The sequence below is a fragment of the Hydrogenophaga sp. genome (assembly GCF_030373225.1).
Classification (GTDB): Bacteria; Pseudomonadota; Gammaproteobacteria; order Burkholderiales; family Burkholderiaceae_C; genus Hydrogenophaga.
The window spans coordinates 1-19,519 of record NZ_JAUCZG010000017.1; the positions used below are offsets into that span (position 1 = coordinate 1).

At 68.0% G+C, this 19,519-nt stretch carries 18 protein-coding genes; 7 read left to right on the forward strand and 11 right to left on the reverse strand.

Annotated elements, in window-relative coordinates; all coding sequences use genetic code 11:
* Window positions 1–51 precede the first annotated feature (51 nt).
* From miaA to mutL, 4 genes are all read right to left on the reverse strand, one after another.
* On the reverse strand, window positions 52–1,023 hold the full coding sequence (gene miaA / locus QUV35_RS11075) for a tRNA (adenosine(37)-N6)-dimethylallyltransferase MiaA (protein WP_300873662.1): 972 nt from the start codon (window positions 1,021–1,023) through the stop codon (window positions 52–54).
* A gap of 13 nt (window positions 1,024–1,036) precedes the next feature.
* Entirely contained in the window at window positions 1,037–2,308 is a 1,272-nt protein-coding gene (locus tag QUV35_RS11080) for a multidrug effflux MFS transporter (RefSeq protein WP_300873664.1), read from the reverse strand.
* A 68-nt stretch (window positions 2,309–2,376) separates the two neighbouring features.
* Window positions 2,377–3,243, reverse strand: a complete 867-nt coding sequence (locus QUV35_RS11085) for an alpha/beta fold hydrolase (protein WP_300873666.1) — start codon at window positions 3,241–3,243, stop codon at window positions 2,377–2,379.
* 175 nt (window positions 3,244–3,418) lie between these two features.
* Complete coding sequence (gene mutL / locus QUV35_RS11090) at window positions 3,419–5,380, reverse strand: DNA mismatch repair endonuclease MutL (protein ID WP_300873668.1); 1,962 nt, start codon at window positions 5,378–5,380, stop codon at window positions 3,419–3,421.
* A 35-nt stretch (window positions 5,381–5,415) separates the two neighbouring features.
* Between mutL and QUV35_RS11095 the strand changes: the two genes are divergently transcribed.
* From QUV35_RS11095 to QUV35_RS11105, 3 genes are all read left to right on the forward strand, one after another.
* Entirely contained in the window at window positions 5,416–6,069 is a 654-nt protein-coding gene (locus tag QUV35_RS11095) for a DedA family protein (RefSeq protein ID WP_300873670.1), read from the forward strand.
* A 93-nt stretch (window positions 6,070–6,162) separates the two neighbouring features.
* Complete coding sequence (locus QUV35_RS11100) at window positions 6,163–7,497, forward strand: aromatic ring-hydroxylating dioxygenase subunit alpha (RefSeq protein WP_300873672.1); 1,335 nt, start codon at window positions 6,163–6,165, stop codon at window positions 7,495–7,497.
* Complete coding sequence (locus QUV35_RS11105; protein ID WP_300873674.1) at window positions 7,494–8,012, forward strand: aromatic-ring-hydroxylating dioxygenase subunit beta; 519 nt, start codon at window positions 7,494–7,496, stop codon at window positions 8,010–8,012. Before QUV35_RS11100 ends, QUV35_RS11105 begins: the two co-directional genes overlap by 4 nt.
* On the opposite strand, the gene QUV35_RS11110 is transcribed toward QUV35_RS11105, so the two are convergent.
* Window positions 8,009–9,454 carry an N-acetylmuramoyl-L-alanine amidase gene (locus tag QUV35_RS11110; RefSeq protein ID WP_300873676.1) on the reverse strand — a complete coding sequence of 482 codons (1,446 nt, stop codon included), beginning with the start codon at window positions 9,452–9,454 and terminating at the stop codon, window positions 8,009–8,011. The two genes, QUV35_RS11105 and QUV35_RS11110, sit on opposite strands and share 4 nt — an antisense overlap.
* Complete coding sequence (tsaE, locus tag QUV35_RS11115) at window positions 9,451–9,978, reverse strand: tRNA (adenosine(37)-N6)-threonylcarbamoyltransferase complex ATPase subunit type 1 TsaE (protein ID WP_300873833.1); 528 nt, start codon at window positions 9,976–9,978, stop codon at window positions 9,451–9,453. The genes QUV35_RS11110 and tsaE overlap by 4 nt, the downstream gene beginning before the upstream one ends.
* 42 nt (window positions 9,979–10,020) lie before the next feature.
* Here tsaE and queG point away from each other — a divergent pair, with 42 nt between their 5' ends.
* Window positions 10,021–11,118, forward strand: a complete 1,098-nt coding sequence (queG, locus tag QUV35_RS11120) for a tRNA epoxyqueuosine(34) reductase QueG (protein ID WP_300873678.1) — start codon at window positions 10,021–10,023, stop codon at window positions 11,116–11,118.
* Between the two features lie 124 nt (window positions 11,119–11,242).
* Here the strand turns inward: queG and QUV35_RS11125 are convergent, their stop codons facing one another.
* Window positions 11,243–12,805 (reverse strand): acyl-CoA synthetase, encoded by a 1,563-nt coding sequence (locus tag QUV35_RS11125; RefSeq protein ID WP_300873680.1) that lies wholly within the window; start codon window positions 12,803–12,805, stop codon window positions 11,243–11,245.
* 155 nt (window positions 12,806–12,960) lie between these two features.
* Between QUV35_RS11125 and QUV35_RS11130 the strand changes: the two genes are divergently transcribed.
* The 3 genes from QUV35_RS11130 to QUV35_RS11140 are packed head-to-tail and all read left to right on the forward strand — an operon-like array spanning window position 12,961 to window position 15,509.
* Entirely contained in the window at window positions 12,961–13,767 is an 807-nt protein-coding gene (locus QUV35_RS11130; RefSeq protein WP_300873682.1) for an ABC transporter permease, read from the forward strand.
* A gap of 6 nt (window positions 13,768–13,773) precedes the next feature.
* Entirely contained in the window at window positions 13,774–14,778 is a 1,005-nt protein-coding gene (locus QUV35_RS11135) for a mammalian cell entry protein (RefSeq protein WP_300873684.1), read from the forward strand.
* The gene (locus QUV35_RS11140) at window positions 14,775–15,509 is read left to right on the forward strand and encodes a hypothetical protein (protein WP_300873686.1); all 735 of its coding nucleotides are present in this window, start codon (window positions 14,775–14,777) and stop codon (window positions 15,507–15,509) included. Before QUV35_RS11135 ends, QUV35_RS11140 begins: the two co-directional genes overlap by 4 nt.
* Here the strand turns inward: QUV35_RS11140 and QUV35_RS11145 are convergent, their stop codons facing one another.
* The 4 genes from QUV35_RS11145 to QUV35_RS11160 are packed head-to-tail and all read right to left on the reverse strand — an operon-like array spanning window position 15,510 to window position 19,489.
* On the reverse strand, window positions 15,510–15,974 hold the full coding sequence (locus tag QUV35_RS11145) for a CreA family protein (RefSeq protein WP_300873836.1): 465 nt from the start codon (window positions 15,972–15,974) through the stop codon (window positions 15,510–15,512).
* A gap of 55 nt (window positions 15,975–16,029) precedes the next feature.
* A complete protein-coding gene (locus QUV35_RS11150) occupies window positions 16,030–16,950 on the reverse strand; it encodes an AEC family transporter (protein ID WP_300873688.1) in 921 nt (306 codons plus the stop codon).
* A 37-nt stretch (window positions 16,951–16,987) separates the two neighbouring features.
* Window positions 16,988–17,419 (reverse strand): DUF1850 domain-containing protein, encoded by a 432-nt coding sequence (locus QUV35_RS11155; protein WP_300873690.1) that lies wholly within the window; start codon window positions 17,417–17,419, stop codon window positions 16,988–16,990.
* A 3-nt stretch (window positions 17,420–17,422) separates the two neighbouring features.
* Window positions 17,423–19,489, reverse strand: coding sequence for a TRAP transporter permease (locus QUV35_RS11160; protein ID WP_300873692.1), 2,067 nt, complete (start codon window positions 19,487–19,489; stop codon window positions 17,423–17,425).
* Window positions 19,490–19,519: the final 30 nt, after the last annotated feature.

A 19,519-nucleotide genomic window follows, 5' to 3' on the forward strand; every position in this document is an offset into this window, starting at 1 on the left:
GTACTGTGATCTGTCACGACGCATTACTACCGATTCAATCGTTACAGTCCACTAGGGGGGTGCGCCCAGCAGGCTGTGCACCGATTCGAGCACGCGCGCCAGTGCGTCGGGGGCATCGCACGCAATGACCCGGCGCTGCGGCATGGAACGCAGCCAGGTGAGCTGGCGTTTGGCGAGCTGGCGCGTGGCCGCGATGCCGAGCTCGCGCAACTCGGCCATGGGCGCGGGCGCGAGTGTGCCGCCGTGGGCATCGAGCAGCTCCCAGGCCTGGCGGTAGCCCACGCAGCGCATGGACGGCAGCGCGGTGGAGAGGTCGCCGCGCGCACGCAGGCGCAGCACTTCATCGACGAAACCCCCGGCGAGCATGGCATCGAAGCGCTGCGCGATGCGCGCATGCAGCCAGGCGCGGTCAAGCGGTTCCAGCGAGATGAGGTGGCTGCTGGCGAGCGGGCTGTCGGGGTTGCTGGTGCGCCCGGTCTGGAAGCTGGCGAGGGGCCGGCCCGAGACCTCGAACACCTCGAGTGCGCGCTGGATGCGCTGGGCATCCGTCGACGGCAGGCGCGCCGCCGTCACCGGATCCACCCGCGCGAGTTCGCTGTGCAGGGCCGGCCAGCCGAGCAGCCTGGCCCGGGCATCGATGCGGTCGCGGACCAGAGCGTCGGCCACCGGCATGTCGTCCAGCCCGACCAGCAGCGCCTTGAAATACAGCATGGTGCCGCCCACCAGCAGGGCGGTGCGCCCGCGCTGGTGGATCTCGCCCACCAGCCGTGTGGTGTCGCGCACGAAGTCGGCAGCGCTGTAACTCTGCAAGGGGTCGAGGATGTCGATCAGGTGGTGCGGCACCTGCGCGAGCTCGGCCGGCGTGGGCTTGGCGGTGCCGATGTCCATGCCACGGTAGACCAGCGCCGAGTCGACGCTGACGATCTCCACCGGCCAGCGCTGTGCAATGGCCATGGATGCCGCGCTTTTGCCACTGGCGGTGGGTCCGGCCAGGGCGATGCAGGTCGGGCTGGGGATGCTCATCGCCGCAAGCCTCTCACGCCCGCGGCGCAACGCCCGGGGTCTGGCGTTGCGGTCCGGGTCGGCTCTCGCCGTGGCGCTGCACCAGCGTCCAGGCGGTGAGCGTGATCAGCACGCTCCAGAACGCGATGCCGTTGGTCAGCGGCAGCACCGTGCCGCTGCCGGCCTGGATCGTGGCCAGGCTCTGACCCAGCCAGCCGCCCACCACGAAGGCCGCGATCATCATGATGAAACCGGCCAGTGCCGACGCTGCACCGGCGGCCTGCGGAAACGGCCCCACCGCGCCGCTCTGGCCGCAGGGCTGGTGCACGCCGTGGCCGACCATGAACAGGTAGAACGGCACCATGATGGCCCAGACGTTCTGCACGCCCATCAGTGCGAGCACACCCATGCTGGTGCCACCCACCAGCGTGAACACCGCAGCCACGGCCACGGTTCGCCGCACGCCCAGCGCAAGCAGCAGGCGCCGGCAGATGAAGGTGCCCACGATGTAGCTGAACGACATGGTCATCATGAGCAGCCCGTACGCCGTCTTGGACAGGCCGAGCACCTGGATGAAGACGAACGGAGAGGCCGCAAGAAACGTGAACAGCCCGCAATACGAGGTGGCGGAGAGCAGCGCAAACGCCCGGAAGGTGGGATTGCGCGCGATCTGCACCCAGGTGCGCAGCAGCATGGCCGGCTGCAAGGCGCGCGGGTTGCGCACCGGCAGGGTTTCCTCGAAGCGCCAGGCGATCACGCCCAGCGTGATGGCGCCGAACACCGCCACCGCCATCAGCGAGAGGCGCCAGCCCAGCAGGTCGGACAGAAAACCGCCGAGCGGCGCGCTGGCACAGGCGATCACGCCGAGTCCGGTGAGCCCCTTGGACATCATGCGGGCGCCCTCGGTGGGTGCATACAGGTCGCGCACGATGGCGCGCGCACCCATCACGCCCGCGCCCATGGCCGCACCCTGGATCGCCCGCCACACGATGAGTTGTTCGATCGACGGGGCAAAGGTGCTGCCCACCGACGCCACCACGAAAGCACCCATGCCCGCCAGCAGGATGGGTCTTCGCCCGAAGCGGTCCGACAGCGGTCCCCAGAACATCTGCGAGACGCCAAAGGCCAGCAGCAGCGAGGTGAGCGTGAGCTGGGCCTGCGACATCGCCGCACCGAAGCCGGCGGTCAGCGCCGGCAGGGCGGGCAGGTACAGGTCGGTGGCGATGGGCTGCAGGCCCAGCAGCAGCGAGAGCATGAGCACCACGAACGCGGGCGACATGGCGGTGTTGGGCAACTGGGCAGACATCCGTTCGAGGGTAGCAGAACACCCCCGGGTTTTCCCGCGCTGCGCCGCCGCTGCCGCGAACGGCAGGCTCAGCGCTTGACCACGCGGAGCGAGTCGTCCAGGCCGAACAGCGCGGCCAGCGCGGTGCGGTACTGCGCCTGACCGACCGAATTGGTGTTGTGGTGCGAGCCCCCTTCCACCAGCACGAAGGCCTTGCGCCCGGTCGCGGCATCGAACAGCTTGCGGCCCAGCTCCGGCTGGATCAGCCGGTCGGCGCCGCCATGCACCACCAGCAGGGGCGAGCCGATGTCTGCCACCCGTTTGACCGCTTCAAAACGCTGCGTGATCAGCAGCGAGACCGGCAGCCAGCCCCACTTGAAGGTGCTCACCACGTCGGGGATCGAGGTGAAGGTGCCTTCCACCACGGTGCCGGCTTCGTCCTTCACCTGCGCCGCCAGCTCGATGGCGATGGCCCCGCCCAGGGAGTGACCGAAGATGTAGCGCGGACGCCCCGGGTACTTCTCACCGAGCCATTCCCAGGCCACGCGGGCGTCTTCGTAGGCCAGGGTTTCAGACGGGAGTTCGTTGGTGCTCTTGCCGAAGCCGCGGTAGTCGATGGCCAGCACCGAAAAGCCCAGCTCCTGCATGCGCTGGGCCCGGAAGGCCGAGCCGGTGACGTTGAAGCGTGCACCGTGCAGGTACAGCAGCACCGGCGCGTCGGCACGCTCGCTGAAGTTGTCGTTCTGCGCCCACAGGCCGTGCAGCTTCACGGCCTTGCCGGTTTCACGCGAGGTGAAGTGAATCCACACGTCCTGCATGCTTTCAGCGGCGTAGGTGCCGCCCGCCCAGCTGCGGTCGGACGGCTGAAAGATCCATGCGCGCTGCTTCTCGTCGAGCGTGGCGCAGCCGGCAAGCAGTGCCAGCGTGGCCAGCAGGAGGGCGATCAGGCGTTTCATGAGGATGGTGGAGCAGGCAATCCGGAAAAAAGTTCAGACATCGGGCCCATTCACATTCCATGCCATGCCGCGGGTCGGCATGACAGCCGGTGATCGAAGGCGTGTCGCTGCCCGCCCGATCCCCTCCAGGAAGGTGTGAAGCCGCTCGCCCACCCCGTCCTGGTGCCGTTCTGCCTCAGCGCCCGCGCAGGAACAGCGCGTCGAGTTCTTTCATGCCGAGTTGGCGCCAGGTCGGCCGGCCGTGGTTGCACTGGTCGGACCGCTCGGTGACCTCCATCTGGCGCAGCAGCGCGTTCATCTCGTCCAGCGTCAGGCGGCGGTTGGCGCGCACCGCACCATGGCAGGCCATGGTGGCCAGCAGCTCGTTGCGCGCCCGCTGCACGACGGTGCTGGCATCGTGAAGACCGAGTTCGGCGAGCACACTGCGCGCGAGTTCCACCGGGTCGCCCTGCGCGAGCGTGGTGGGCACGGCGCGCACCGCCAGCGTGCGCGGCGAGAGCGTGGTGATCTCCATGCCCAGGGCCTGCAGCACTGCGGTGCAGTCTTCGGCCGTGGCCACCTCGTCGGGCGTGGCGGCAAAGGTGGCCGGGATCAGCAGCGGCTGGCTGGCCACCTGCTGGTGGTCGAGCTGCTGCTTGAGCCGTTCATAAACGATGCGCTCGTGGGCCGCGTGCATGTCGACCACGACCAGTCCCTGGTTGTTTTCGGCCAGGATGTAGACGCCCTGCAACTGCGCAACGGCACGACCCAGCGGCCAGTCGCCGGGGGGCAGCGCGCCGTTGGCGGGGGCTTTGACAGGCTCAGCCCGAACGGAATCGGTTCCAGCCCGAACGGAAGAGGGGATGGAGCCCGGGAAGACATCGGCACGGTCTGAGCCCGACTCCGTTCGGGCTGAGCCAAACTCCGTTCGGGCTGAGCCTGTCGAAGCCCCTCCAGGCCCGCCACCCCACAAGGCGCCCACATCGCTCACCCGGTGCCCCACCTCGGGCTCCCTGGGCCGGAACACGAAGCCCTCCTGCCGCGCCGGCGGTGCCCAGACGGCGGCGGGCTGCGGGTTCACGGGTTCGGCGCTTGCGCCCGAGCGCGGCACGGCCAGCGCGGCTTCCACCGCCCGCCGCACACCCTGGTGGACCTCGCGGCCATCACGAAAACGCACCTCGATCTTGGTCGGGTGCACGTTCACGTCCACCCGTGCCGGGTCGAGCGAGACGAACAAGGCATACACCGGCTGGCGGTGGCCGTGCAGCACGTCTTCATAGGCGCTGCGTGCGGCGTGGGTGATGGTCTTGTCGCGCACATAGCGCCCGTTCACATAGGCAAACTGCCAGTCGGCACGCGAACGTGCGGCATCGGGCAGACCCGCAAAGCCCCACACGCGCAGACCGGGTCCGGCGGCATCCGGTGCATCGAGCGGCCAGTCCAGCGCCACCGCCTGTTGCACGAAATCCTCGCCGAGCACGTCGGCCAGGCGCTGGCGCAGTGCTTCCATGCCGCCACGGCCCACCGCACGCCACTGCGCCACCAGCTTGCCGTCGTGCCAGATCGCAAAACCCACGTCGGGCCGGGCGAGCGCGTGGCGGCGCACCGCCTCGATGCAGTGGGCGAGCTCGGTGGCGTCGGTCTTGAGGAACTTGCGCCGCGCCGGGGTGGCAAAAAAGAGTTCGCGCACCTCCACCGTGGTGCCGGGCGCACGGGCTGCTGCCTGCAGTTCGCCGCTGCGGGCGTCGAGCAGCCAGCCGTGGGGCTCGTCGGCCGTGTCCACCCGGGTGAGCAGCGAGACCTCGGCGATCGAGCAGATGGCGGCCAGCGCCTCACCGCGAAAGCCCATGGTGCCGACCGATTCCAGGTCGGACAGGCTGGCGATCTTGCTGGTGGCGTGGCGCTTGAGCGCGTTGGGCAGCTCGCCGCGCACGATGCCGCCGCCGTTGTCTTCCACGCTGATGAGCCGCACGCCCCCCGCCTGCAGGCGCAGTGTGATCTGTGTGGCGCCGGCGTCCAGGGCGTTGTCCACCAGCTCACGCACCACCGAGGCCGGCCGCTCGACCACCTCGCCGGCCGCGATCTGGCTGATCAGTTCATCGGGGAGCTCGCGGATGGGCCGGCGGGGCCGCTGAGGGATGCTGGGTGGGGTTGTCACCAACAAATTGTAGGGCGCGGGGATAATCGGCCTCCATGGAAATCATCGCCTTTCTCATCGACTTCATCCTCAACGTCGACCAGCACCTGCAGGTCTTCGTGCAGAACTACGGCGTGTGGGTCTACGCGCTGCTGTTCCTGATCATCTTCACCGAGACCGGCGTGGTGGTCATGCCCTTCCTGCCGGGCGACTCGCTGCTGTTCGTGGTGGGCACGTTGTGTGGTGCGGGCCTGATGAGCCTGCCGCTGGCCATGGGGCTGCTGGTGGTCGCAGCGGTGCTGGGCGACCAGGTCAACTACTCGATCGGCCGCTATTTCGGGCCGAAGGTGTTCCAGTGGGAGAACTCCCGGTTCTTCAACCGCAACGCCTTCAACCAGGCGCATGCCTTCTACGAGCGATACGGCGGCATCACCATCATCCTGGCCCGCTTCATGCCTTTCGTTCGCACCTTCGCGCCGTTCGTGGCAGGTGTGGCCGAGATGACGCGCTCCACGTTCACGGCCTACAACGTGGTCGGGGCGCTGATCTGGGTGGTGGGTCTGGTGGGCGCGGGTTACCTCTTCGGCAACCTGCCCTGGGTTCAGGCCAACCTGAGCACCATCATCTGGGCGCTGATCCTCGTGCCTGGCCTGATCGCGATCTTCGGCGCCTGGCGGGCTCGCCAGCAGTCTTTGCGGGACGCTGGCTGAGTCTGCGTCTCTGAGCGGCACCGCCGATGACCGGCACGACAGGTATTGATCAGTAGGCTTATCATTTCCCCCACACACCAAGCGTGAGGAGACATGAACGCACCGCAAGCCCTCGTGCATTGGCATGACCGCGGCACCAGCCGCATCCCCTTCCAGGCCTACACCGACCCGAAGCTGTACCAGCGCGAGCTGGAACGTCTGTTCTACGGACCACACTGGTCCTATGTGGGCCTGACGGTGGAGATCCCCGACACCGGCGACTACAAGCTCGGCTGGGTGGGCGGACGCCAGGTGATCATGGTGCGCGACCGCGTGGCGCCCCGCGACCGCGCCACCGACCCGGGCATCCGTGTGGTGGAGAACCGCTGCGCGCACCGCGGCGTGCGCTTCTGCCAGCCGCCCATGGACGGACAGACCGGCAACGCGCGCAGTTTTGTCTGCCCCTACCACCAGTGGACCTACAAGCTCAATGGCGACCTGGCCGGCCTGCCGTTCAAGGACGGCGTCAAGGACGGTGAATGCGTCAACGGCGGCATGCCGGCCGACTTCGACCTCGGCAGTAACGGTCTGACCAAGCTGCGGGTGGCCGTGCTGCATGGTCTGGTGTTCGCCACCTTCAGCGAGGAGGCCGAGCCCTTCGAGCAATACATCGGCCCGGCCGTGATGCCCTGGCTCGAGCGCATCTTCCGGGGTCGCGAACTCAAGCTGCTGGGCTACAACCGCCAGCGCATTCCGGGCAACTGGAAACTGATGATGGAGAACATCAAGGACCCGTACCACCCGGGCCTGCTGCACACCTGGTTCGTCACCTTCGGCCTGTGGCGCGCCGACCAGAAAAGCCGCATGGTGATGGACGAACACGGTCGTCATGCGGTGATGATGTCCAGGCGCAATGAGGGTGGTGCGAACAAGGCCGTGACCGAAGGCGTGACCAGCTTCAAGGCCGACATGGCGCTGCACGACGCGCGCCTGCTCGACGTGGCACCCGAGGCCTGGTGGACGGTCGACGATCCGTCCAACCCGGGCACGGCGATCACGCCCACGGTGACCATGATCACGCTGTTTCCGAGCCTGATCATCCAGCAGCAGGTGAACTCGCTCTCCACCCGCCACATCGTGCCGCGCGGCGCCGGCACGTTCGATTTCGTGTGGACCCACTTCGGCTTCGCCGACGACACCGAGGAGATGACACAGCGCCGCCTGCGACAGGCCAACCTGTTCGGCCCGGCCGGTTTCGTGAGCGCGGACGACGGCGAGGTGATCGAGTTCAGTCAGGACGGCTTTGCCCAGTGGGGCGCGGGCGGCAGCACGCTGGTGGAGCTCGATGGCAGAAGCGACAGCGTGGGTCAGCCACCCACCGAGCACATGGTCACCGAGACCTTGATCCGGTCGATGTACGCCTACTGGCGCAAGGCCATGGGGGAATGAGCGACATGCCGCAATGGATCGACCAGGACCTGCAAAGCCTGCGGCTGCACCACGCGGTGGACCGTTTCAACGCCGCCTATGCCGCCACCCTCGACGACCGGCGCTTTACCGACTGGCCGGACTGTTTCGTGGAAGACGCCCGCTACAGGGTGCAGGCGCGCGAAAACTTCGACCGCGGCCTGCCGCTGGCGCTGCTCGCGCTGGAGAGCCGGGGCATGCTGCTCGACCGCATCCACGGCACCAGCCAGACCATCTACCACGGCCCCTACTACACCCGCCACGTGGTGAGTCCGGCGCGCATCACGCACGCGGGGCAGGGCACGGCAGACGATCCGATCAGGGCCGAAGCCAACTACGCGGTGTTTCGCACCAGGCCCGCCAGCGTGAGCGAGGTCTATCAGGTGGGTCGCTACATCGATGCGTTCGTGAGCACCGAGGACGGCCTCAAGCTGCAAAGCCGGACCTGTGTGTACGACAGCGAGATGGTGTTGAACTCGCTGATCTATCCCGTTTAGATCTGCCGGTTCCGCGCCAGCGGCGGGTTCTTGCTGAAATACGCCACGATGCCGCGCAACAGCGCGTCGGCCAGGTCGTCCTGGTATTTCGGGTCGTTGAGTCGGGCTTCTTCTTCGGGGTTGCTGATGAACGCCGTTTCCACCAGCACGCTGGGAATGTCGGGCGCGCGCAGCACCGCGAAGTTGGCTTGCTCCACGCGCGGCTTGTGCAACCTGCCAACCCGTTTCACATGGCCCAGCATCGCGTTGCCGAGCTTGAGGCTGTCGTTGATCTGCGCGGTGGTGCTCATGTCGAGCAGGGCGCGCTGCACGGTGGCGTCCTTGGCTTTCACGTTGAGGCCACCCACCTTGTCGGCGGCGTTTTCCTTGTTGGCCATCCAGCGCGCGGCAGCGCTGCTGGCGCCTTTGGTGCTCAGGGCATACACGCTGGCGCCCTGGGGTCGTGGTGTGAAGAACGCGTCGGCGTGCAGGCTGATGAACAGGTCGGCCTGAACACGCTGCGCCTTCTGCACCCGCACCTGCAGGGGAACGAAGAAGTCCTTGTCGCGGGTCATGTAGGCGCGCATCGGGTTGCCGTTGACGCGCGTGTCGTTGATGCGGTCGCGCAGCTTTTGTGCGATCTGCAGCACCACCTTTTTCTCAAACGTGCCGCCGGGCCCGATCGCGCCCGGGTCTTCGCCTCCGTGGCCCGGGTCCAGGGCCACGATGATCAGGCGCTCGGTTCGGGCGGCGGGGCCGACGGGGCGCTTCGCCGGACTGCCCGAGGAGGGCCCCGTGGCCACCGCGGTGCCGGTGTTCTCCGGCGGCGGGGCAGGCCTGGCCGTGCCCGGCTGACCCCGTTGCGCGATCAGGGCGCCCAGCGGATCGTCTGCCGGGGTGGCGGCGATCACACGATCGCTGTGGCCGGCGGCACCGGCCACCTGCCCCATTTCCAGGCCCAGCAGGCGCGCCGCGCGTTCACTGGCTGCGTCGAGATCCTTCATGCGCTGGGCAATCAGTTGCTCCAGCGGGTCGGGCGCGTTGACCGGGAAGAGGTCGAACACCAGGCGGTGCTGGTAGGCCGCCACCGGCTCCAGGTTGAACACCTGCGGCTGGATGGCCTGTTTGAGATCGATCACCAGCCGCACCACGTTGGCGGCGTTCTGCGCCACCCGGATGCCGGCGATGTTGGGGTCGTCCGACTTGAGCTTGCCCACGAGTTCGTGCAGGCCCGGCAGCAGGTCGATGCCCTCGATGTCCACCACCATGCGCGGCGGATCGGTGACGAAGAACTTCTGCGCCTTGAGGGCACCGTCGGACTCGATGGTCACGCGCGTGTAGTCTTCGGCCGGCCAGATGCGCACCGCCAGCACATTGGCCCCGCGCGCGATGTGCTGCACGCCCAGCAGCAGCACCAGCGTGCCGGTGCGCAGCAGGGTGCGGCGACTCACCGGTCCTGTCATGCCAGTGCCTCCAGCAGCCGCAGGCCGGTGGCGGTGAGGGCGGTGGCGCGAACGGTGCGGGCGCTGTCGTGTTCCGGGTCGGTGTGGGGGTTCATGTCGTCGGGTTGGATGTCGATCTGCAGATCGACCGTCGGCAGAAACGCGCCAGCGCGTTCGGGCCACTCCACCAGCTTGAGACCCGGACTGGCAAAAAGTTCGCGAAAGCCGGCGTCTTCCCATTCGCGCGGATCGTTGAAACGGTAGAAGTCGAAATGCCAGACCGACAGCGGCTCACCGGCGGGCATGACCGGGCAGTCCATCGCGCTGTGCGGCTCCACCACCGCGTAGGTGGGGCTCTTGATGCGTCCGCGCACACCGAGCGCGCGCAGCAGGTGGCGCACCAGCGTGGTCTTGCCCGCGCCCAGGTCGCCCTGCAGGGTGAGGGTGGCGTGCGCAATGGCGGGTGACAGGGCCAGGCGCTGCGCAAAGGCCTGCGTGTCTTCTTCGGTGGCCCAGCCGCCCTGCCAGGCCGGCGGCGCGCGCAGCGGTCCCGCAGGAGCGGTGTCGCTTCCTACAATGCTCGTCACATGAATGTTGCTTTGAATGCCGCTCAACTCGTCTCGCAGATTCAGGCCTGGGGCCAGGAGCTTGCATTTTCCCAAATCGGGGTGGCCGGTGTGGATTTGTCGGCCGCAGAGCCCGGTTTGATGGCCTGGTTGTCGGCTGGATGTCACGGTGACATGGCCTACATGGCCGCGCATGGCCTCAAGCGCGCGCGGCCTGCCGAACTGGTGCCGGGCACGCTCAGCGTGATCACCGCCCGCATGGACTACCTGCCGCGCGCCACGCCCGAGGACTGGCAGCAGATCGAACTGCGGCGGCTGCAGCGCCCTGGCGAGGCGGTGGTCTCGATCTATGCGCGGGGTCGGGACTACCACAAGGTGCTGCGAAGCCGCCTGCAGACGCTGAGTGATCGCATCGCGGCACACATCGGCCCTTTCGGGTACCGGGTGTTCACCGATTCGGCCCCGGTGCTCGAGGTCGAGCTGGCGTCGCGCAGCGGCATCGGCTGGCGCGGCAAGCACACGCTGGCGCTGCACCGCGAGGCGGGATCGATGTTTTTCCTGGGCGAGATCCTCGTGGACCTCGCGCTGCCGCCCCTGGAGGCCACCACCGAACACTGCGGCAGTTGCAGCGCCTGCATCGATGTGTGTCCCACGCAGGCGATCACCGGCCCGCAGCGCCTGGATGCGCGGCGCTGCATCAGCTACCTGAGCATCGAACACGCCGGCCCGATTCCTGTGGACCTGCGCCCCCTCATGGGCAACCGCATTTACGGCTGCGACGACTGCCAGCTGGTCTGCCCCTGGAACAAGTTCGCGCAGCGCTCACCCTTGCCCGATTTCGATGAGCGTGCGGGGCTCTCGGGCGCCTCGCTGATCGAGCTGTTCGGCTGGAGCGAAGCCGAGTTCCTGCACCGCACCGAAGGCAGCGCGATCCGCCGCATCGGGCACGAGCGCTGGCTGCGCAACATCGCGGTGGCGCTGGGCAATGCACTGCAGGCCGGTCCTGATCCGCTGATCCTGCAGGCGCTCGCAGCGCGCAGGGATCACCTGAGCCCGCTGGTGCGCGAACACGTGGAGTGGGCGGTTTCGCAAGCCCGCCCACCCCTCCGCTCGCCCTGAGCCTGTCGAAGGGCTCAAGGGGGGGTGTGGGCGGGACTTCGACAGGCTCGGTCCGAACGGGAATGGGTTCAGTCCGAACGGAGGTGGGGATCTTGCGGGGTGCGGTCCATCCGGGCGGCAGGCCTCAGCCCGCGTAGCGCAGGCGCAACTCGCGCTTGAGCAGCTTGCCGCTCGGGTTCTTGGGCAGGCTGTCGGTGAACACCACGCGCTTCGGTGCCTTGAAGCCGGCCATGTGCTCGCTGCAGTGCGCGATCACCTCGGCCTCGGTGAGCTGCTGCCCCGCCTTGACCACGATCACGGCCGTCACCGCCTCGACCCACTTCGCATCGGGCAGGCCGATCACCGCCACTTCGCTGACGCCACCGAGGCGGTAGATCATTTCCTCGACCTCGCGGCTGGCCACGTTCTCGCCGCCGGTCTTGATCATGTCCTTCTTGCGGTCGACCACCGTGATGTAGCCCTCGTCGTCGATCGTGGCGAGGTCGCCGCTGTGGAACCAGCCGCCTTCGAACGCGGCCTCGGTGCGCTCGGGGTCGTTGAAGTAGCCCAGCATGAGGTGCGGCGAGCGGTGCACGATCTCGCCCACCTCGCCCACCACCACGTCTTCCATGGTGGGATTGACCACCCGTGTTTCGACGTTGAGCACGGCCTTGCCGCACGAGCCGGGTTTGCGCAGCTGGTCCTGCGGGCCGAGCATGGTGGCCAGCGGAGCGATCTCGGTCTGGCCGTACAGGTTCCACAGCCGAACCGACGGCAGTCGCGCGGCCAGTTCCCGGAGCACCTCCACCGGCATGATGGACGCGCCGTAATAGCCCTTGACCAGGCTGCCCAGCTTCGCCGCATCGAAGGCGGGTGAGCGCAGCAGCGCGATCCACACCGTGGGTGGTGCGAAGAAGCTGGTGATCCGGTGCTGCTCGATCAGCGCCAGCAGGTTGTCCGGCACCGGCCGGGACGTGATCACGTTGCTGCTGCCGATGAAGATGGCGGGGCCGAAAAACACGTCGAGCTGGGCGCAGTGGTAGAGCGGCAGCGCGTGCAGCGCACGGTCGACCTCGGCGATCTCGGCATTGATCACGCAGCTCACGTACTGCCACAGCACCGCGTCGTGCGTGAGCATGGCGCCCTTGGGGGTGGACTCGGTGCCGCTGGTGTAGACGATCTGCGCCAGGTCAAAGCTGCCCAGGCTCACCTCGGGCAGCGGATCGGGGCAGGCCGCAAGGTGGTCGAAGCGGTGCATGGCAGGGTCGGGCTCGCCCGGGTCTTCGCCGGGCAGCCAGATGAAACGCTCCACGGCGGTGTCCAGCGCCGCGGCCTCGCGGGCGAGGGCCGCCAGGCCGCTGTCGGTGGCCAGCGTCCTGGCGCCGGCGTGGCGCAGGATCCAGGCCACCTCGTCGGCCTTGAGCATGAAGTTGATCGGCACCATCACCGCGCCGCGCCGGGCCAGGGCAAAGCGCAGGGCGGCGAAGCCGTGCGAATTGCGCGCCAGCACGGCGACCTTGTCGCCTTCCTCCACGCCCAGGTGCGCCAGGCCGGCGGCCAGCCGGCTGACCAGGGCATCGAAGTCGGCGTATGTCCAGAGGGTGTCGCCGCAGACGATGGCCGTCTTGTCGGGCAGGCGCAGCGCGGTGCGGTGCAGGGCATCGGCAATGGTCTGGCGGCGCACCACCGGGGGAATGAACAAGGACATGCAGGGCTCCTGAAGAAACGGCGGGCCGCGTGGGCAGTGGGACCGATTGAAGCCGAATCGACGGCTTTGACCATGCGCGTTTTCACCAGCCTGCTGTCACCTTTGCACACCGCGCGCGGGGCATCCGTTCACCGAACGCGCACTATCATCGCCTGATGAACCCCGTGTCTGCCAGCCAGAACCTCATGACCCGCTGGGGTCAGCGTCTGCGCGCCTCTTGGGTCACCTGGTGGCAGGTGGTCATGCTGGGCGCGCAGATCCTGGTGACCGCGCTCACGCCGTCGAGCTATGCCCGCGGCGCGCGTCGCCAGAGCCTGCTGCTGCACATCTACCAGGCCACGGCGCCGCTGCTCACCGGTTTTCTGGTGCTCTCGGCGCTGATCAGTCTGGTGCTGATCCGCATCGTGGTGGCCACGGCCTACAGCTACGGCCTGTCGCAATACGCGCTCGAGGTGCTGGTGCGCACCCTGGTGCTCGAACTGATTCCGCTGTATGCCGCGATGTTTGTCGCGGCGCGCTACGCCATGCCGGGTGCCCAGCGCGTGCGCGAGCAGCTGTCTGCCCGCCAGCGCTCCGGGCAGGAACTGGGCCAGGGGGTGTTGTTGACCAGCGAACTGCTGCCGCGTGCACTGGCTTCGGTGTTCTCGGTGCTCATGCTCGCCGCCCTGAGCTGCGTGATCGCGCTGGTGCTCACCTACCTCACGGTCTACGGCTTCTCGCCCTGGGGCCTGCCCGGCTACACGCGCAGCGTGGGCCAGGTGTTCACGCCCGCCGTCACGCTGATCTTCACCCTCAAGACCCTGTTCTTCAGCCTGGCGGTGGCGGTGGTGCCGCTGGCCGGCAGCGCACAGCAGGACGCGCAGGGCTTGTATGCCCGGCGCAGCGACATCTCGGAATTCGCCCGCCTGTTCTCGGTGGTGCTGCTCATTGAAATCATTTCGCTGGTCGGCAACTACTACTGAAACGCCATGAACGCCTCACCCGACGATCCCCAGGTCCCAGAGACTCCCGAGGTCAGGAACCTCGAGTTCAAGGCCGCCCTGCTGCTCGGGGTCATGCTGGTGCTGGTGATCGGGTCGGCGCTGTACGTGATGTTTGCGCGCGGCATGTTCGAAGACACGCAGCGGCTGGTGCTGATTTCCGACGACTCCGAAGGCGTGGTCGTCGGCATGGACATGACCTTCGCCGGCTTTGCCATCGGCCGCGTGGCGCGCATCGAGCTGGGCGACGACGGCACCGCCCGCATCCTGATCGATGTGCCGAGCAAGGACGCGAAGTGGCTGCGCACCTCCAGCATCTTCACCATGGAGCGCGGCCTGGTGGGCGGCACGCGCATCCGTGCCTACAGCGGCGTGCTGGACGACCCGGCCTTGCCCGACGGCGCCGAGAGAGGTGTGCTGCGCGGCGACACGGCCGCCGAGATCCCCAAGCTGGCCGCGAGCATGCGCGAGGTGCTGGAGAACGTGGCCGCCCTCACGCGCGACGACGCAGCGCTGGCCCTGGCGCTGGCCAACCTGCAAGGCGCCACCGAGCGGCTCAAGGGCCCGCAGGGCGCCATGGGTGTGCTGATGGGCAACGACGAAGACGCGAAGAAGCTGGTGATCACCGTCGAACGCGCCAACGCGCTGCTGGCGCGTGCCGAGACACTCACCGCGCGCATGGACAGCCTGGTGAGCAACGCCGACAGGCAGGTGTTCGGCCAGGGTTCGGCCGACGGTGGGCTGGTCGCCGACGCGCGCACGACGGTGCTGCAGCTCAACGGCCTGCTCGCCGAGGCCCGCACCAGCCTGCAAAAGGTGGACGCCGTGCTGGTGGAAGCCCAGGGCATTGCCAGCAACACCCGCGAAGCCACCACCGATCTGGGGGTGCTGCGCGGCGAGGTCGAATCCAGCCTGCGCAAGGTGGACGGGCTGATCAACGACATCAACCGCAGGTGGCCGTTTGCGCGCGACACGGAGATCACACTTCCATGAACACCCCCGCGCCGGTCCCTTCGGTCCCGTCACCCCCTCAAGGGGGCAATACCTGCGGCCCGGCAAAGCCGGTTCCGCGGTATTTCTGGACGGGGAGCGCCACGGCACTCCTGCTTGCGGTCTGCGCCTGCTCCAGCAACCCGCCCCCACCCGACTGGCCGGCCGAGGCCAAGGGCAGCAGCGAACGCGCCACCGAGGCCTGGCTCAGCGGCAACAGCCGCATCGAGGCGGCCGAATTCAAACGGGCGCGTGACGAGGTGGCTCGCACCGGACAGGTCAACCTGGTGGCGCGGCTGGAGCTGCTGCGCTGTGCCACGCGGGTGGCCAGTCTGGTGGTGGAGCCTTGCGCCGGGTTTGATGCGCTGGCGCAGGACGCCGCCCCCGCCGAGCAGGCCTACGCGCGGTATCTGGCGGGCACGGCGCAAGCGGCGGATGCCGCGCTGTTGCCCGAGGTGCACCGCAGTCTGGTCGGCAACGCGGCGCCAGACGCGGCCTTGGCCGCCATCACAGATCCACTCTCGCAACTCGTGGCCGCCGGTGTGTTGTTTCGCAGCGGCCGTGCCACGCCGGGCGTGATCGCCCAGGCGGTGGGCACCGCGTCGGCGCGCGGCTGGCGCCGGCCTTTGCTGGCCTGGCTGCGGGTGCAGCAGCAACGCGCACAGGCCGCCGGAGATGCAGCGGCGGCGGCCGCCCTGCAACGGCGCATCGATCTGGTGGCGCCGCCGCGCTGATCAGCGCATCGGAATCACGGTGCCGGCGGGCAGCGGCACGGCGGTGATGCTGTTGTCGGGCGAGCCTTCGATGACACGGTCGGAATAGCTCAGGTAGACCAGCGTGTTGCGCGCCTTGTCGATCATGCGCACCACCTGCAGCTTCTTGAACACCAGCGAGGTGCGCTCGGTGAACACCACCTCCTGCTGCTTCAGGGGGTCGCCGGTGAACGACACCGCGCCCACCTGCCGGCATTCGATGCTGGCGTCCGACTTGTCTTCGGCCAGGCCGAGCCCGCCCTTGATGCCGCCCGTCTTGGCGCGGGAGACGTAGCAGGTCACGCCCTTGACCTGGGGGTCGTCGAAGGCGTCGACGACGATCTTGTGGTCGGGCCCGAGCCACTTGAAGACCGTGTCCACCTCGCCGATGGACTCGGCGTGAACCACCGAGGCAGCGAACAACAGGCCCACGGCCAGACCGCCCATGGGCGCGTGAAAGGAAAGGAATGGGTTCATGGTGACTTTCTGCAAAGGGGCTTGATCATGCGCCGGCCAGTGGCCTGAGCACGCCCAGCGCAAACGGCAGGCTGGCGATGCCCAGCAAGGTGGACAGCGTGACCAGCCCGGCCACATAAGGCCCGTTGTAGCCCATGCGCGCGGCCAGCACATAACAGCTGGAGGCCGTGGGCACGGCCGAGAACATCAGCAGGATGGTGGTCTGGGTCGGGTCCAGGCCAAACAGCAGCGCCAGGCCGAGCGCCATGACCGGCATGCCCAGGTGTTTGACCGCCAGCACCAGGCCGCCCAGCGTTTTGGCGCTGGCCAGCATGCCGAACTGCATGCCCGCGCCGGCGGCCATGAGGCCCAGCGCCAGCGAGGCCTGGCCGATGCGGTTGACCGTGGGCTCCAGCCAGAACGGCATGGAAAAGCCCAGCAGGTTGGCCACCAGGCCCGACACCGTGCCGATGATGAGCGGGTTGCGCACCAGTTCGCGCAGGAAGCCCTTGTTGGCGTGCCTGGCCATCGGCCACACGGCGCCCACGTTGAACAGCGGCACGCACACGCCGATCAGCACCGCGATCATGAGCAGGCCCGGTGGTCCGGCGACTTTCTCGGCCAGGGCGAGCGCAATGAAGGAATTGAAGCGAAAGCCCACCTGCGCGCTGGCTGCGTGCAGCCGCACATCGAGGTGTTTGCCGACCCAGGGCCAGTGCGGCAGCGAATACGACAGGGCGATGCCGCACAGTCCGAGCGCGAAGCCCGCGGCCATCAGGCTGGACGCCTGGTTCAGGTCGAGCGGGCTTTTGACGATGCTGTGGAACAGCAGCACCGGGAACAGGAAGTAATAGACCAGGCTTTCCACCTGTTCCCAGACCTTGCGGTTGAGCGCCGTGAAGCGGCAGATCAGGTAGCCGCAGAGGATCAGGGAGAAGTCGGGGAAGAGCAGTTGGGCGAAATTCACCGTCCGAGCATACCGGGCGGCGCCCTGCGTCCGGGCCTCAAGGCTTGTGCGGTTCGCGGCAGGCACCGAGCCGGGTGACGCCGCCGTCGGATGGCAGCCAGTGCGACAGGGGCCGGCAGTGTCCGTTCATGCACAGCTCGTAGTCGGGCACGAAGGCCGATCGGCTCAGGCGCAGTTCGCCCGGAGCGCGCTGCGCCGGCGTGTAGCTGTACCAGCCGTCCTTGAGCACCGCATCGGGCGGGGGCTCCATGCCGGCGCCCGAGCCCTTCACCCGGGCGCTCAAGGCCCGCAGTTCGGGTGGTGCCGCGCGCCCGGGTGCGGCCACCACCGCGTAGTCCTCTTCCCAGCGCACTTTTTCGATCGAATGCGTCCAGGCCAGGGTGAAGCGTTCGGTGGCCACAAAGGCCGGCCCGTGGATCGGCGCGGCGGCCACCGCCGCCAGCACCAGACACACGCCCAGGCCGGCCACGGCTCAGCGCGCTGCGCTCAGGGCGCGCTGCTGGCGCGTGCGCCACCAGTGCCAGGCCACGAAGACCGCGACCGCGCCCAGACCGATCTCGTCGGTCAGCGGCAGCGCCACCACCAGGAAGCTCGCCGAGACCACGGCCACGATGCGCTCGACCACGTTGAGCCGACCGAACAGGTAGCCGATGGCACCCGCGCCCCACATGCCGATGGCCACCAGGGCCTTGAACACGATCCACAAGGTGTCCATCCAGTCGCCCGACTGCAGCATGAGGGCCGGGCTGTAGACCGCCATGAAGGGCACGATGAAGCCCGCGATGGCCACGCGGATGGCCTGCATGCTGATCTTCAGCCCGGTCTCCCGGGCGATCGGCGCCGCCGCAAAACACGCCAGCGCCACCGGCGGCGTGAGGTCGGCCATGATGCCGAAGTAGAAGACGAACATGTGCGAGACGATCAGCGGCACGCCCAGCTCCAGCAGCACCGGCGCGGCCAGCGAGCTGGTGATGATGTAGTTGGGAATGGTGGGAATGCCCATGCCCAGGATCAGGCAGGTGAACATGGTCAGCAGCAGCGCCAGGAACAGGCTCTCGCGCCCCACGGCAATGATGTAGCCGCCGAGCTCGGCGGCCACGCCGGTGAGGTTGATCACGCCGATGATCACGCCGACCAGTGCGCAGGCAATGGCCACCGGCAGCGCATGGCGCGCGCCTTCGACCAGCGCACGCACCGCGAGCTGGCGCGCATCACCGCCCACCCGGCGGATGAAGGTGAGCGCCAGCAGCACGGCGGTGATCACGAAGAAGGTGATCACGCCGAACTCGATGAAACCGGCGCAGGCGATGCCCAGCAGCACCCAGAACAGGCCGCGCAAGGGCAGGCCCTTGACGCCGGTCATGACGGCGGCGCCGAAGATCAGGATCACGGTCAGCGCCAGACCCACGGTGCCGGAGAACAGCGGCGTGTAGCCCGAGAACAGCAGGGCCACCAGACCGGCCAGCGGCAGCAGCAGGTACCAGCGCTCGCGCACGGCGGTCCATGGGTTGGGGCAGTCTTCCTTGGCCAGGCCGGTCAGGCCCTTGTTGCCGGCTTCGAGGTGCACCATCCAGAAGGCGGTCACGAAGTACAGGATGGCGGGAATGACGGCCGCCTGCACGATGGACAGGTAGGGCACGTTGATGGTCTCGGCCATGATGAAGGCCACCGCCCCCATCACCGGCGGCATGATCTGCCCGCCCATGCTGGCGGTGGCTTCCACACCGCCCGCAAACGCCGGGCTGTAGCCGAAGCGCTTCATCAGCGGGATGGTGAACTGGCCGGTGGTGACCACGTTGGCCACGCCCGAACCGTTGATGGTGCCCATCAGGCCCGACGAGATCACCGACACCTTGGCCGGTCCGCCGCGCGTGTGGCCCACGGTCCCCATGGCGAAGTCGTTGAACAGGCGGATCATGCCGGCCTGTTCGAGAAAGGCGCCGAACAGGATGAACAGGAAGATGTAGGTCGACGACACGTAGGTGGGGGTGCCGTAGATGCCCTCCAGGCCCATGCCCAGCTGTCCCACGATCTGGTCCATGCCGTAGCCCCGGTGCGCCAGCGCGCCGGGCAGGTGCTGGCCGAACACCGCGTAGGCCAGAAAGATCAGGCAGATCAGCGGCAGGCCCCAGCCCATGACGCGGCGCGCCGCTTCGAACACCAGCACCACCGCAACCACGCCCACCACCCAGTCGGCGCTGGTGAGTTCACCGGCGCGCTGGGTCAGGTCGGCTTCGAAATACCACTGGTACAGACCGGTGGCAAAACCCGCGATGCCCAGCAGCCAGCCCAGGGCCCGCCAGCCGGCGTTGCGCCCGTCCATGGGCGGAAACAGCGCGAAGATCATCAGCAGCACGAAGCTCACGTGCAGCGCACGGATCACCTGGCTGGAGAACGGGTGGAACGACGCCATCCAGATCTGGTAGGCCGAAAACAGGATGGCGATCCAGAACACAGCGCCGGACAGGGGGCTGCTGTGGCTGTCCGGTGCGGTGATGGCCGGGCTGTCGGGCGAGGGAGGCGTGTTGTTGTCGTTCATGGAAACCTCGGGTCAACAGAAATGGAAACG

Coding starts and splice junctions, on each gene's coding strand:
- miaA (WP_300873662.1), bottom strand. CDS start 1,023: ATGAGCATCCCCAGCCCGACCTGCATCGCCCTGGCCGGACCCACCGCC.
- QUV35_RS11080 (WP_300873664.1), bottom strand. CDS start 2,308: ATGTCTGCCCAGTTGCCCAACACCGCCATGTCGCCCGCGTTCGTGGTG.
- QUV35_RS11085 (WP_300873666.1), bottom strand. CDS start 3,243: ATGAAACGCCTGATCGCCCTCCTGCTGGCCACGCTGGCACTGCTTGCC.
- QUV35_RS11095 (WP_300873670.1), top strand. CDS start 5,416: ATGGAAATCATCGCCTTTCTCATCGACTTCATCCTCAACGTCGACCAG.
- QUV35_RS11100 (WP_300873672.1), top strand. CDS start 6,163: ATGAACGCACCGCAAGCCCTCGTGCATTGGCATGACCGCGGCACCAGC.
- QUV35_RS11105 (WP_300873674.1), top strand. CDS start 7,494: ATGAGCGACATGCCGCAATGGATCGACCAGGACCTGCAAAGCCTGCGG.
- QUV35_RS11110 (WP_300873676.1), bottom strand. CDS start 9,454: ATGACAGGACCGGTGAGTCGCCGCACCCTGCTGCGCACCGGCACGCTG.
- queG (WP_300873678.1), top strand. CDS start 10,021: ATGAATGTTGCTTTGAATGCCGCTCAACTCGTCTCGCAGATTCAGGCC.
- QUV35_RS11125 (WP_300873680.1), bottom strand. CDS start 12,805: ATGTCCTTGTTCATTCCCCCGGTGGTGCGCCGCCAGACCATTGCCGAT.
- QUV35_RS11130 (WP_300873682.1), top strand. CDS start 12,961: ATGAACCCCGTGTCTGCCAGCCAGAACCTCATGACCCGCTGGGGTCAG.
- QUV35_RS11135 (WP_300873684.1), top strand. CDS start 13,774: ATGAACGCCTCACCCGACGATCCCCAGGTCCCAGAGACTCCCGAGGTC.
- QUV35_RS11140 (WP_300873686.1), top strand. CDS start 14,775: ATGAACACCCCCGCGCCGGTCCCTTCGGTCCCGTCACCCCCTCAAGGG.
- QUV35_RS11145 (WP_300873836.1), bottom strand. CDS start 15,974: ATGGGCGGTCTGGCCGTGGGCCTGTTGTTCGCTGCCTCGGTGGTTCAC.
- QUV35_RS11160 (WP_300873692.1), bottom strand. CDS start 19,489: ATGAACGACAACAACACGCCTCCCTCGCCCGACAGCCCGGCCATCACC.